Source organism: Streptomyces sp. NPDC001157 (assembly GCF_053598255.1).
This window is the reverse complement of the sequence record NZ_JBSFJW010000042.1, coordinates 67,851-80,007: the sequence shown is the minus strand read 5'-3', so window position 1 is coordinate 80,007 and position 12,157 is coordinate 67,851. Positions and strand designations below refer to the sequence as shown.

Here is a 12,157-nt window from a genome sequence, read left to right as displayed (position 1 = left end):
CCACCCGGGGCGCTGCCGCCCCCAGACCCCCGCTTTCGGCCTGAACGGCCTCGTCCTCAAACGCCGGACGGGCTGAGATGGCTGAGCCAAATTCAGCCCCTCCGGCGTTTGAGGAGCGGGGGTCTGGGGGCTGGCCCCCGGGACGGGACGGGTAGGGGCGGCGGGGGCGAAACTCACCAGCGCGCCGGCGGCGGCGCCGTCAGTTGTTCCGCCAGGCGGTACAGGCGGTCCCGCAGGCGGCGGTTTCCCCGCGGCGCCGGTAGCGCGTTCTCGCCGGCCGCCGCACTCACCAGGTGCTGCACAGTGTCCAGGTCCAGCTCGGAACCCTCCGGCACAGCCAGCGACTCGTGAGCCAGGGAGGCGAGTTCACCCTCCCCCGCCCCGAGCGCCAGCACCGTCGCCCCGGCCCGCCGCACGTCGTACACCCGCTCCAGCAGCGGACAGCCCGGCCCCGCGGGTGAAACCACCAGCAGCGTCTCCCCCCGCCGCGCAGCCGCCAACCGTCCCAGCCCCACCGCCAGATGCGCCGGATCCGACGGACGCGCCCCATGCCGTACGAGCGTCGGCGCCAGCTCCGGCGTCCCCGACCACGCGGCCTCGTCCACCAGATGGGCTGCCAGATGCCATGGCTCGTACTCCTCGGTGCCCACCAGCAGCAGCCCCCCGCCGTGCGACACCACCGACCCGCGCAGCACCCCTGCGAACCGCCGCGCGGCCCCCAACCACTCGGTCCCGGCAAGCACTTCACGCAGCAACGCGACACGTACGGCGTCCATGCCTGCGCATCCTGCACCAGTTGGACACCCGTGACCGGGCGTTCACCCCGAATTCGCCCGACCTGGCGACAGCGCGCGGATGACAGAAGCCGCCCGCCGTCCGTCGAGCGCTCACGTGACCCGGCTCACGTGACCCGCAGGGGTGGTCGGGGCGGACGTAAAGTCGGCCCATGACCTCTACCGACAGTGCTGCACAGACCCCCGCGAAGGCCCCCGCCAAGGACCCCTGGGACCTGCCCGACGTCTCCGGGCTCGTCGTCGGCGTCCTCGGTGGAACCGGGCCGCAGGGCAAGGGCCTCGCCTACCGGCTGGCCAGGGCCGGCCAGAAGGTGATCATCGGCTCGCGTGCGGCGGAGCGTGCGCAGGCGGCCGCCGATGAGATCGGCCACGGCGTCGAGGGCCACGACAACGCCGAAACCGCTCGCCGCAGCGACGTCGTGATCGTCGCCGTACCGTGGGACGGCCACGGCAAGACCCTGGAGTCGCTGCGCGAGGAACTGGCGGGCAAGCTCGTCGTCGACTGCGTCAACCCGCTCGGCTTCGACAAGAAGGGCGCCTACGCGATCAAGCCGGAGGAGGGCAGCGCCGCGGAACAGGCCGCCGCCCTGCTGCCGGACTCCCGGGTCGCCGCCGCCTTCCACCACCTGTCGGCGGTGCTGCTCCAGGACCCGGAGATCGACGAGATCGACACCGACGTGATGGTGCTGGGGGAGGAGCGGGCCGACGTCGAGATCGTGCAGGCGCTGGCCGGCCGCATCCCGGGCATGCGCGGCATCTTCGCAGGCCGGCTGCGCAACGCCCACCAGGTGGAGTCGCTGGTCGCCAACCTGATCTCCGTGAACCGCCGCTACAAGGCGCACGCCGGGCTCCGCGTCACGGACGTGTGAGCGGATGGGGGACACTGGACGCCGTAACGGTGTCCCCCGGCCCGCCGACAGGAGTCGAACGAAATGCCCCGCCTTGGCCTCTATGCCCTGATCGTCTGTGTGCTCGCCGTGGCCGCGGCCGTGGTCTCCTTCGCGCAGGGCAGCTGGCTGGGGATCGTGTGGATCCTGCTCGCGGGGCTGTCCAGCAACATGTGCTGGTACTACTTCAAGCGGGGCCGGGCCGAGCGCCGGTCCTCCGTCACTGGCTGACCGAGCAGAACTCGTTCGTGCCCTGCCAGAAGCGGTAGAGCTCCTGGCCGCAGTACGTGCCGAAGTCGCTGATTCCGAGGCTGCGCAGGATCGAGTCGATCAGGTCGAAGAACACCGTGTTGACCGACGGCACCCACAGCAGCGCGAACACGAACAGCAGGCCGAACGGCGCGAAGGGCTCCACCTGCCGCTTGATCTTGTACGACAGCCAGGGCTCGATGACGCCGTAGCCGTCCAGGCCGGGCACCGGCAGGAAGTTCAGGATGGCGGCCGTGACCTGGAGCAGGGCGAGGAAGGCCAGCGCGAACTGGAAGTCGCGCGGCACGCCGTCCAGCGCGTGCAGCCAGAACGGGGCGGTGCACACGGCCGCGAACAGCACGTTCGTCAGTGGTCCTGCGGCCGAGATGAGGCTGTGCCGCCAGCGCCCCTTGATCCGCCCGCGCTCGATGAAGACGGCGCCGCCGGGCAGACCGATGCCGCCCATGATCACGAAGAGCACCGGCAGCACGATGCTCAGGAGGGCGTGCGTGTACTTCATCGGGTTCAGCGTGAGATAGCCCTTCGCGCCGACCGAGAAGTCGCCGCTGTGCAGGGCGGTACGCGCGTGTGCGTACTCGTGCAGACACAGGGAGACGATCCAGGCCGCCGTCACGAACAGGAACACGGCCACGCCCGGCTGCTCGGCGAACCCGGTCCAGGTGGCCCATCCCGTGACCGCCGTGACGGCCAGGATCCCGACGAAGACGGGGCTGATCCGCCGGTCGCTGCGGCTGGTGGTGGCGGTGGTCATGGGGCTCCCTGGACTGTCCGTGCACGCGGTGGGACTGCCCGACGGTACCGGGCGTAGGTGAAAACGTCTCGCGGTGGGCCGGGGGTTCCGTGGAAGGGTGGGGACATGGGGGATCGGCAGGTGTGCTGCGCGGGCCGGCAGACGGCACGGTTGCGTCGCCCCCCGTGATCGCCCCACCACGCCCCGGCTCCATGCCGCGCCGCTCGCCGCAACCCCATGACCGCCCACGACGTCAACGGAGACAATGGACCCCGTGCGCTATCGCATCCTCGGCACCACTCAGGCGCTCCGCCCCGACGGCACTCCTGTCCCGGTCGGCGGGGCGCGGCTGCGTGCTCTGTTGACCGTGCTGGCCCTGCGCGCCGGGCGTACCGTGTCGGCCGGCGTCCTGGTCGACGAGGTGTGGGACGGCGACCCGCCCGCCGACTCGCCGGGTGCGCTGCAGGCGCTGGTCGGACGGCTGCGGCGGGCGCTCGGTGCGGATGCCGTCGCCTCCGCGGAGGGCGGCTACCGGCTCGCCGCCCGGCCCGACGACGTCGACCTGCACCGCTTCGAGCGGCTCACCGGCGAGGGCACGCGTGCGCTCGCCGACGGCGACCCCGCCAAGGCGGCCGTCGTCCTCGACGACGCCCTCGGCCTGTGGCACGGGCCCGCCCTGGCCGACCTCCCCGACCGCACCGCGGAGGCGGCCCGCTGGGACACCCGCCGCCTCGACGCCCTGCGCACCCGCCACACCGCCGCCCTCGCCCTGGGCCACGCCGAGCAGTCCCTGCCCGAACTGACCGCCCTGTGCGACACCCACCCCCTGGACGAACCCCTCCAGGCCCTACGCCTGCGCGCCCTCCGCGACGCGGGCCGCACAGCGGAGGCCCTGGCCGCCTTCGAGGACGTACGACAACTACTGGCAGACCGCCTGGGAGCGGACCCCGGCCACGAACTGAGGGAACTGCACGGGGAGTTGCTGCGACCGGAGGAGCGGACGCGGGGGCTTGGCGCCGGCGCTTCGTCGGGTGGTCCTGGGCGTGGTGTTGGTGAGGGGCAGGGGGAGTGGTCGCGGTCGGAGGAGGGGGAGGCGCGGGTGCGCGGCCGTGGTGCCGGGGGGCCGGGCCGGGATGTCGGTGAGTGGTCGGAGGAGGGGGATTCGAGGGAGGGGGGCCGTGTACGCGGCGTTCCGTCCGGTGGTCCCGGGCGGGACGGCGGTGAGCAGGCGGAAGTGCGGGACGCCTGGGCGGGCGGGCGTGTCAGCGATGCCCTGTCGGACGGTCACGGGGGGAACAGCGGTGAGCGGGCGGGCGGTTGGCCGGGTAGTGGTGGCGGAGGTGCGGCCGGCAGGGGGCTCGGTTCCGGAGGTGTGGCCGGCGGACTGTCTGAGCAGGGGGGCGCCGCTCAAGGTCCGGCGGCTGTCGCCCCCGTGGCCGCTGCCCCCCAGCCCCCCGGCAACCTCCGCGCCCGCCTCACCTCCTTCGTCGGCCGGGAGGCCGACATCGAGGCCATCCGGGGCGATCTCGCGGCGGCCCGGCTCGTCACGCTGCTCGGGCCCGGTGGGGCGGGGAAGACTCGGCTGTCACAGGAGGCCGCCGAGGCGGTGCGGTATGCGGCCCGGGACGGGGTGTGGCTGGCCGAGCTCGCGCCCGTCGACGACCCGGACGCCGTACCGGAGGCCGTGCTGACCGCCGTCGGGGCCCGCGAGACCGTGCTGTACGGCGCCGGGGCCGAGGCGATGCGGGCGGCAGGGGCCGAGCGGCACGACGACCCGGTCGAGCGGCTCGCCGAGCACTGCGGCCGGCGGCGCATGCTGATCGTCCTCGACAACTGCGAGCATGTCGTCGAGGCCGCCGCCCGGCTGGTGGAGGAGCTGCTGGAGCGCTGCCCGGAGCTGACGGTGCTCGCCACCAGCCGTGAACCCCTCGGCGTACCGGGGGAGTTGCTGCGGCCCGTGGAGCCGTTGCCCGAGCCGGTCGCGCTGCGGCTGCTCGCCGACCGGGGCGCGGCCGCCAGGCCCGGGTTCCGGGTCGACGAGGACCCCGAGGCATGCGCCGAGATCTGCCGGCGGCTCGACGGGCTGCCCCTCGCGATCGAACTCGCCGCTGCCCGGCTGCGTATGTTGACGCCCCGTCAGATAGCTGACCGGCTCGACGACCGCTTCCGGCTGCTCACCTCCGGCAGCCGTACCGTCCTGCCCCGCCAGCAGACCCTGCGCGCGGTCGTCGACTGGTCCTGGGAGCTGCTCGACGAGGAGGAGAGGGCGGTCCTGCGGCGGCTCTCCGTCTTCGCGGGAGGCTGTGATCTCGCCGCCGCCGAGGCCGTCTGCGGACCCGTGGCGCTGGAAGCCCTCGGTTCGCTCGTCGACAAGTCCCTTGTCGTGGCCGCCCCTTCGGGCGACGGAGGCATGCGCTACCGGCTGCTCGAAACCGTCGCCGAGTACGCCGGTGAGCGCCTGGACGAGGCCGGGCGGCGCCCGGAGACCGAGCGCGCGCACCTGACGTACTACCGCGAACTCGCCCGCACCACCGACCCGTTGCTGCGCGGCCCCGGCCAGCTCGCCGCCATCGAACTGCTGGAGCGCGAGTACGAGAACCTGCGCACCGCCCTGCGCCACGCCGTCGCCGAGCGCGACGAACAGGAAGCCATCTGCCTCATCCTGTCGCTGGCCTGGTACTGGCAGATGCGTGACGCGCGCATCGAGGCCCGCAACTGGTGCGCCGAGGTCATGGCCCTCGGCCCCGACCCCTTCAGTGCCCCCGCCAGCCCCGCCGCCCCGGTCTGGCAGCGCTGCACCGACGTCCCACCCCCGCTGTCCGGGGAACTCCTCACCGAGGCCAGGCGCGGTGTCCATCTCGCCCATCTCGCCTGTATGGACACCGAGTTGGAGGCCTGGGAGTCCCCGCAGGCGAAGGAGAAACTGCGCACCATAACCGAGGTCTACGCACCCGGCCTCCCGCAGACCTGCCGCACCCCCGGTCTGCTCTGGTTCTACGCCGTGATGCTGACCGGCGGCGTGGACCGGCTGCCCGGGATCCTCGACGCGAGCGTCGACACCTGCCGTGCCACTCCCGGCATGGAGTGGGAACTAGCCGCCACCCTGCAGATGCGCGCCAACCTCCTCGCCAACCGCAGCGACTGGGCGGGCGACGCTCAGCGCGACGCCGACGAGTCGCTGGAGATCTACCAGCGGATCGACGACCGGTGGGGCACCGCCGAGGCGCTGTCCGCCCGCGGTGAGGCCCGTGAACGGATCGGTGAGTACGCGGCGGCCGCCGCCGACTACGAGGCGGCGATGGAACAGGCCGAACGCCTCGGCGCCCGCGCCCAGGTGGCCGTGCTGGGCGCCCGGCTCGGCAGCGCGCTGCTGGAGGCGGGCGAGGCGGAGCGGGGCGAGCGGCTGCTGCGCGAGGTGATCGAGCGGAAGGACGGCTCGGGCAACGAGGCCATGCCCGCCGCCCGGATGTTCCTCGCCGGGCGGCTCGCCATGAGAGGCCGAATGCCGGAGGCTCGCGAGCAACTGCGGCTGCTGCGCGAGGAGTTCAGGATCGCCTACTTCATCGTCTTCGACGCGTTCATCCTCGGCTCCGAGTCCTTCGTGGAGGCGGTCGACGGCAACTACGAGCTCTCCCTGGACAAGGCACGGGAGGCACTGCAACAGGCCCGCGACCCGCTGTCCGAGGCCATCGCCCCGCACATGCGGCCCCTGTACCTGGCCCTCGCCGCGATCGGCCTCGCCGGAGCCGACGGCGGCAGCCGCGCCCGGGACGCCGCCCGCTGCATCGGGGCCGCGCGGACACTGCTCCCGGCAGGCCATTTCGCCACCTCCATGGAGCGCGAGGTGTACGCCCGGGCCGAACGGCTGGCGCGCGCCGCCCTCGGCGACGAGGCGTACGAGGCCGCCCACGCGGAGGGCGGCGGCCTCTCCCCGGAGGAGGCCGCCGCCCTGGTCTGACGCGGACCGAAGTGCCGTAGGTGCCGTAGGGCCTGAACGTCAGCTCTTGGTACGGAACTTGTGGATCGCGTACGGCGCCGCCACCGCCGTGAGCGCCACGGACCAGCCGAGCGTCACCCACAGGTCGTGCGCGACCGGGCCGCCCACCATCAGTCCGCGCGCCGCGTCCGCCAGCGTGGACAGCGGGTTGTAGTCGGTGAAGTTCTGCAGCCAGCCCGGCATGTTCTTCGTCGGGGAGAAGATCGACGAGCCGAACTGCAGCGGGAACAGCACCAGGAAGCCCATGGCCTGCACGGACTGCGCGTTCTTCAGGACCACGCCCAGGATGAGGAACACCCACATGATCGAGGAGGCGAACACCGCGGACAGTCCGACGGCCGCGAACAGGCCGCCCCAGTGGTGGATGTGGAACCCGACCAGCACAGCGACGATCATCAGCACGGTGGTCGCGAACAGCATCCGCACCAGCTCCACCGAGACCTTCGCGAACAGCACCGAGCCGCGCCCGATCGGCAGCGACCTGAAACGGTCCATGACACCGGAGTTGAAGTCCTGGCTGAACCCGGTGCCGACGCCCTGCGACAGCGTCATGCTCATCATCGCGATCATGCCCGGGATGACGTACTGCACGTACCTGTCCTGTCCGCCGCCCAGGGCCTGCCCGATCGAGCCGCCGAAGACATACACGAACAGCAGGGTGAAGATGACCGGCATCAGCAGCACGTCGAACATCGACTCGGGGTCCTGCTTGATCCACAGCAGGTTGCGGCGGATCAGCGCGCCGGTGTGGCGCAGGTGGCCGCGCAGCGAGATGCGCGCATCGGCGGCCGGAGCGGCCGGAGCGGCCGGAGCGGTGGCGGTTGCCGCGCTCATACGGCGACCTCCTCAAGGGTGTCGGTGGGTACGGCGTCCTGCGGGGCACTGGCGCGATGGCCGGTGAGGGACAGGAACACCTCGTCCAGGCTGGGGAGTTCGGTGGTGATGGAGCTGATCGTGATGCCCTGCGCGAGGACCACGCCGGCCACGGCGGTCAGCTGTTCGTCGCTGAGGATCGGGACGAGCACGGAACCGCTCTCGGTGTCGACGGTCGTGGTGGCCAGCCCGGTGATGCCGAGGTCGTCGAGGGCGGCGGCGAGCGGCCGCAGCTGCTGTGGATCGGCGGGCCGCACCCGCAGCGTCCGTCCGCCCACCTTGGCCTTCAGCTCGTCGATCGCACCGCCCGCGATGACCTTGCCGCGGTCCACGACGGTCAGCTCGGAGGCGAGCTGCTCGGCCTCCTCCATGTACTGAGTGGTGAGCAGCACGGTCACGCCCTCGCCGACCATGGCCTTGACCTCGTCCCACACCTCGTTGCGGGTGCGCGGGTCGAGCCCGGTGGTGGGCTCGTCGAGGAACAGCACCTGAGGGCGCCCGATCATCGAGGCCGCGAGGTCGAGCCGCCGCCGCATACCGCCGGAGTACGTACTCGCGGGCCGCTTGGCGGCATCGGTGAGCGAGAACCGCTCCAGCAGCTCGTCGGCACGCGCACGTGCCTCCTTGCGGGGCAGGTCGAGCAGCCGCCCGATCATGTACAGGTTCTCCCAGCCGGGGAGCTTCTCGTCGACCGAGGCGTACTGCCCGGTGAGGCCTATCACCCGGCGCAGCTGCCGGGGCTGGCGCAGCACGTCGTATCCGGCGACGGTCGCCTGCCCCGAGGTGGGGGCGAGCAGTGTGGACAGGATCCGCACGAGGGTGGTCTTGCCGGCGCCGTTCGGCCCGAGCACACCCATCACGGTGCCCTCGCGCACATCCAGGTCGACGCCGTCCAGTGCCTTGGTCTCGCCGTAGTGCTTGACCATCCCCCGCACGGTGACGGCGGTGTTTCCGCCGCTGGGGTTGTTGTCGATTCGCGTCATGACAACGAAGGTGACAGGGCCGACCGACAAACGACCGACATACCACCGACACGACTTCGCCGACGCCTACAGACCGCCGACACACCAGCCCGCCCGGGGTTTCCGCCCCCGAGAAACAAAGCAGCAGCCCGCCGACGGGGGATGATCGGCGGGCTGCCTCTGTGCCGCGATGGCTCTAGTGGACGGAGTTCTCCTCCGACGGGAACACCCCGCCGACCACGTCCTCCGCAAACTCCTTCACCGCGTTCCCCATGACCTCACGCAGGTTCGCGTACTTCTTGACGAACTTCGGCACCCGCCCGGAGGTCAGCCCCAGCATGTCCGTCCACACCAGCACCTGCGCGTCCGTCTCGGGCCCCGCCCCGATCCCGACCGTCGGAATGTGCAGCACCCGCGTCACCTCGGCCGCCAGCTCCGCCGGTACCAGCTCCAGCACCACCGCGAACGCCCCGGCGTCCTGCACGGCCTTCGCGTCCCGCAGCAGCTGCTGCGCCGCCTCCTCGCCGCGCCCCTGCACCCGGTAGCCCATCGCGTTGACGGACTGCGGGGTCAGCCCGATGTGGGCCATGACCGGGATACCGGACTCGACAAGGAGCCGGATCTGCTCGTGCGAGCGCTCCCCGCCCTCCAGCTTCACGGCCCCCACCCCGGCGTCCTTGACCAGCCGGGTCGCCGAGCGCAGCGCCTGCACGGGACCCTCCTGGTAGGAGCCGAAGGGCAGGTCGCCGACGATCAGGGCGCGCTGTGTGCCGCGTACGACCGCGGCCGACAGCATGGTCATCTCGTCCATGGTGACGGGCACGGTGGTCTCGTACCCGAGGTGGCAGTTGCCCGCCGAGTCGCCGACGAGGATCACCGGGATCCCGGCCTCGTCGAAGACGGACGCCGTCATCGCGTCGTAGGCGGTGAGCATGGGCCACTTCTCGCCGCGTTCCTTGGCGAGGGCGATGTCGCGAACGGTGATACGGCGTGTGCCCTTGCCCCCGTACAGCGCCTTGCTGCCGTCGGAGGACCTGTCCCGGACAGTCTGGGCAGCCGAAAGCTGCGTCATTGCAACGGCTCCTTCAGTCATCTCGAGGCGCCCTGACGGCGTCCCCGGATCACCCCCATGGTGGCACTTCGTGCCAGCCAGGACCAGAGGGAGCTCCGTCACGTACCGCACGCGGGGGCGGACGTAAGGTCCAGGTAAAATATTTACGATACGGGACCGTCTCGTATCGGAATTCGCCTAGCCTGGAGGACATGACGACTCCACCCGTTCCCGCGCCCCGGATACCCGAGGCGGTGCACCGGCGTCGCTGGGCCATCCTCGGCGTCCTGATGCTCAGCCTGCTGATCGTGGTGCTCGACAACTCGATCCTGAACGTCGCCATCAAGACGATCTCCACCCCGGCCCCGACCGGGCTGGGCGCCACGCAGAGCGAGCTGGAGTGGGCGATCAACGCCTACACGCTCGTCTTCGCGGGTCTGCTGTTCACCGCCGGCCTCATCGGCGACCGGGTGGGCCGCAAGAAGGTGCTGCTCGGCGGTCTGGTCGTGTTCGGCCTCGGCTCCGCGCTCGCCGCCGAGTCCGGCTCACCGGGCCAGCTGATCGCCTACCGCGCCCTGATGGCCCTCGGTGCGGCCTTCGTGATGCCGGCCACTCTCGCCGTCCTCATGAACGTCTTCGAGCGCGAGGAGCAGCCCAAGGCCATCGGCATCTGGGCCGGCGGTGTCGGCCTCGCCATCGCCATCGGCCCGATCACCGGCGGTGTGCTCCTCGACCACTTCTGGTGGGGCTCGGTCTTCCTCATCAACGTGCCGATCGTGCTCCTCGCACTCGCCCTGATGATCTGGCTCGTACCCGACTCCCGCGACCCGCGGCCCGGCCGGCTCGACCCCATCGGCGTCGTGCTGTCCGTGGTCGGCCTGGTCCTGCTCGTCTACGGCATCATCAAGGGCGGCGAGCTCGCCGACTTCACGGACGTCCAGGTGCTGTCGACCATCGCCGCCGGTCTCGTCGTGCTCACCGCGTTCGTCGTCTTCGAGAAGCGCAGCGACCACCCCTCCCTCGACGTCACGTACTTCAGGAACAAGGTGTTCTCGGCCGCCATGGCCGCCATCGCGCTGGTCTTCTTCGCGCTGATGGGCGTCACGTTCTTCGCCGTGTTCTACACCCAGAGCGTGCGCGGCTACTCGCCGCTGCAGTCCGGTCTGCTGATGCTGCCGCTGGCCGCCGCGCAGATGATCTTCGCGCCGCGGGCCCGGCTGATCGTCGACCGGTTCGGCAACAAGGTCACCACCGGGGTCGGGCTGCTGCTGCTCGCCGGGATGCTCGCCGCGTTCGCGGGCTTCGAGGCGGACACCCCGATCTGGGTCCTGGAGGTCGTGTTCTTCCTCATGGGTGCCGGCATGGCGCACGTCATGACCCCGACCAGCGTCGTCATCATGCAGGCGCTGCCGCGTGAGAAGGCCGGCTCCGCGTCCGCGCTGAGCAACACCTTCCGCCAGGTCGGCGGCGCCCTCGGCATCGCGGTCCTCGGCTCGGTGCTCTCGACGGCGTACCGCACCGGCATCGAGGGCAAGCTGGGGCACCTCCCGGCCGGGCTGCGGGAGACGGCCGGCGAGTCCATCGAGGCCACCCTCGGCGTCGCGGCCAAGCTCGGCCCGCAGGGCAGGGCCCTGGTCACCCCGGCCAACGACGCCTTCCTGCACGCCATGCACGTGACCGCGCTGTGCGGCACGGTCGTCGCGATCCTCGGCGCGCTCGTGGCGTTCCTGTTCCTGCCGGGGAAGCCGCCGGCCCGTCAGCAGGGCGAGGAGGAGCAGGAGTTGGTGGCAGCGGCGGAATAGCGTCTTCCGCCGCACTGGGGGGCAGGGAGAATTGCTCCAGCACGACGAAGGGACGCAGAAGTGAGTCTGGCCGACAGTCCGGCCCCTCCGGGGGCGCCCTCCAGGGGACGCCCCCGCAGTGAGGCGGTCGAACGCGCCGTCATAGAGGGCGTGCTGAAGCTCCTGGAGGACGGCGTGCCGCTCGCCGAACTCTCCATCGAGCGGATCGCCCGCACGGCGGGCGTCGGCAAGGCCACCATCTACCGCCGCTGGAGCGGCAAGGAGGAGCTCTTCGTCGACGTCGTACGCGCCGCCGAGCCCCCGGACGCCGAACTCCCCGGCACCTCCATGCGCGACGACCTGGTGGCCCTCCTGGAGCAGCTGCGGCAGCGCGGCGTCGCTACCCGCAGCTCGGCTCTCCTGCACAACGTGTTCGCGCAGATGAAGAGCAGCCCCAAGGTCTGGGCCGCCTACCACGCCTCCGTCGTCCGGCCGCGGCGCAGACTGCAGATCGAGATCCTGCGCCGCGGTCAGGAGAACGGAGAACTCCGCGAGGACGTCGACGTCGACCTGCTGAACGACCTGATCATCGGCCCGATGCTGGTGCGCACCGTCATGCGTCCGGAGGTGGACGCGGAGATCGACCTCTCCGAGGGCCTGTCGGAGCAGATCGTGGACACGCTCCTCGAGGGGCTACGACCCGTCAAATCCTCAACCACCTAGACCGAATGTGCGCGTTGCGTCACAGAGGGCGCTTTCCGGGGCCGCATCCGGAACTCCCCGCGCCGGGTTCGTCGTCCTCGTGCCCGTAC

10 protein-coding genes are annotated in these 12,157 nt (G+C 71.4%); 5 read left to right on the top strand and 5 right to left on the bottom strand.

Annotated elements, in window-relative coordinates; genetic code table 11:
* Positions 1–173 precede the first annotated feature (173 nt).
* Positions 174–776: a hypothetical protein gene (locus ACWDAG_RS41430; protein WP_450700734.1), complete on the bottom strand. Its 603-nt coding sequence runs from the start codon at positions 774–776 to the stop codon at positions 174–176.
* A gap of 170 nt (positions 777–946) precedes the next feature.
* Here ACWDAG_RS41430 and npdG point away from each other — a divergent pair, with 170 nt between their 5' ends.
* Together npdG and ACWDAG_RS41420 are read left to right on the top strand one after the other, a co-directional pair.
* A complete protein-coding gene (npdG, locus tag ACWDAG_RS41425; protein WP_450700733.1) occupies positions 947–1,663 on the top strand; it encodes an NADPH-dependent F420 reductase in 717 nt (238 codons plus the stop codon).
* Between the two features lie 63 nt (positions 1,664–1,726).
* Positions 1,727–1,912 carry a hypothetical protein gene (locus ACWDAG_RS41420; protein ID WP_450700732.1) on the top strand — a complete coding sequence of 62 codons (186 nt, stop codon included), beginning with the start codon at positions 1,727–1,729 and terminating at the stop codon, positions 1,910–1,912.
* On the opposite strand, the gene ACWDAG_RS41415 is transcribed toward ACWDAG_RS41420, so the two are convergent.
* On the bottom strand, positions 1,902–2,702 hold the full coding sequence (locus ACWDAG_RS41415) for a site-2 protease family protein (RefSeq protein WP_450700731.1): 801 nt from the start codon (positions 2,700–2,702) through the stop codon (positions 1,902–1,904). The genes ACWDAG_RS41420 and ACWDAG_RS41415 overlap by 11 nt on opposite strands.
* A gap of 244 nt (positions 2,703–2,946) precedes the next feature.
* Between ACWDAG_RS41415 and ACWDAG_RS41410 the strand changes: the two genes are divergently transcribed.
* A complete protein-coding gene (locus ACWDAG_RS41410) occupies positions 2,947–6,639 on the top strand; it encodes an AfsR/SARP family transcriptional regulator (RefSeq protein WP_450700730.1) in 3,693 nt (1,230 codons plus the stop codon).
* A 39-nt stretch (positions 6,640–6,678) separates the two neighbouring features.
* Here ACWDAG_RS41410 and ACWDAG_RS41405 read toward each other — a convergent pair whose 3' ends face one another.
* The 3 genes from ACWDAG_RS41405 to panB all read right to left on the bottom strand — a co-directional run bounded on the left by ACWDAG_RS41405 (position 6,679) and on the right by panB (position 9,585).
* Positions 6,679–7,512: an ABC transporter permease gene (locus ACWDAG_RS41405; RefSeq protein WP_450700729.1), complete on the bottom strand. Its 834-nt coding sequence runs from the start codon at positions 7,510–7,512 to the stop codon at positions 6,679–6,681.
* On the bottom strand, positions 7,509–8,534 hold the full coding sequence (locus ACWDAG_RS41400) for an ATP-binding cassette domain-containing protein (RefSeq protein WP_450700728.1): 1,026 nt from the start codon (positions 8,532–8,534) through the stop codon (positions 7,509–7,511). Before ACWDAG_RS41400 ends, ACWDAG_RS41405 begins: the two co-directional genes overlap by 4 nt.
* 175 nt (positions 8,535–8,709) lie before the next feature.
* Positions 8,710–9,585 (bottom strand): 3-methyl-2-oxobutanoate hydroxymethyltransferase, encoded by an 876-nt coding sequence (gene panB / locus ACWDAG_RS41395; protein ID WP_450700727.1) that lies wholly within the window; start codon positions 9,583–9,585, stop codon positions 8,710–8,712.
* Between the two features lie 191 nt (positions 9,586–9,776).
* Between panB and ACWDAG_RS41390 the strand changes: the two genes are divergently transcribed.
* The gene (locus ACWDAG_RS41390; RefSeq protein ID WP_450700726.1) at positions 9,777–11,366 is read left to right on the top strand and encodes an MFS transporter; all 1,590 of its coding nucleotides are present in this window, start codon (positions 9,777–9,779) and stop codon (positions 11,364–11,366) included.
* A 60-nt stretch (positions 11,367–11,426) separates the two neighbouring features.
* Positions 11,427–12,068, top strand: coding sequence for a TetR/AcrR family transcriptional regulator (locus ACWDAG_RS41385; RefSeq protein WP_450700725.1), 642 nt, complete (start codon positions 11,427–11,429; stop codon positions 12,066–12,068).
* Positions 12,069–12,157 lie beyond the last annotated feature (89 nt).

What these genes read in the sequence shown, in the direction of transcription:
- ACWDAG_RS41430 (WP_450700734.1), bottom strand. Translation starts at nt 776, where the DNA reads ATGGACGCCGTACGTGTCGCGTTGCTGCGTGAAGTGCTTGCCGGGACC.
- npdG (WP_450700733.1), top strand. Translation starts at nt 947, where the DNA reads ATGACCTCTACCGACAGTGCTGCACAGACCCCCGCGAAGGCCCCCGCC.
- ACWDAG_RS41420 (WP_450700732.1), top strand. Translation starts at nt 1,727, where the DNA reads ATGCCCCGCCTTGGCCTCTATGCCCTGATCGTCTGTGTGCTCGCCGTG.
- ACWDAG_RS41415 (WP_450700731.1), bottom strand. Translation starts at nt 2,702, where the DNA reads ATGACCACCGCCACCACCAGCCGCAGCGACCGGCGGATCAGCCCCGTC.
- ACWDAG_RS41410 (WP_450700730.1), top strand. Translation starts at nt 2,947, where the DNA reads ATGGACCCCGTGCGCTATCGCATCCTCGGCACCACTCAGGCGCTCCGC.
- ACWDAG_RS41405 (WP_450700729.1), bottom strand. Translation starts at nt 7,512, where the DNA reads ATGAGCGCGGCAACCGCCACCGCTCCGGCCGCTCCGGCCGCTCCGGCC.
- ACWDAG_RS41400 (WP_450700728.1), bottom strand. Translation starts at nt 8,534, where the DNA reads ATGACGCGAATCGACAACAACCCCAGCGGCGGAAACACCGCCGTCACC.
- panB (WP_450700727.1), bottom strand. Translation starts at nt 9,585, where the DNA reads ATGACGCAGCTTTCGGCTGCCCAGACTGTCCGGGACAGGTCCTCCGAC.
- ACWDAG_RS41390 (WP_450700726.1), top strand. Translation starts at nt 9,777, where the DNA reads ATGACGACTCCACCCGTTCCCGCGCCCCGGATACCCGAGGCGGTGCAC.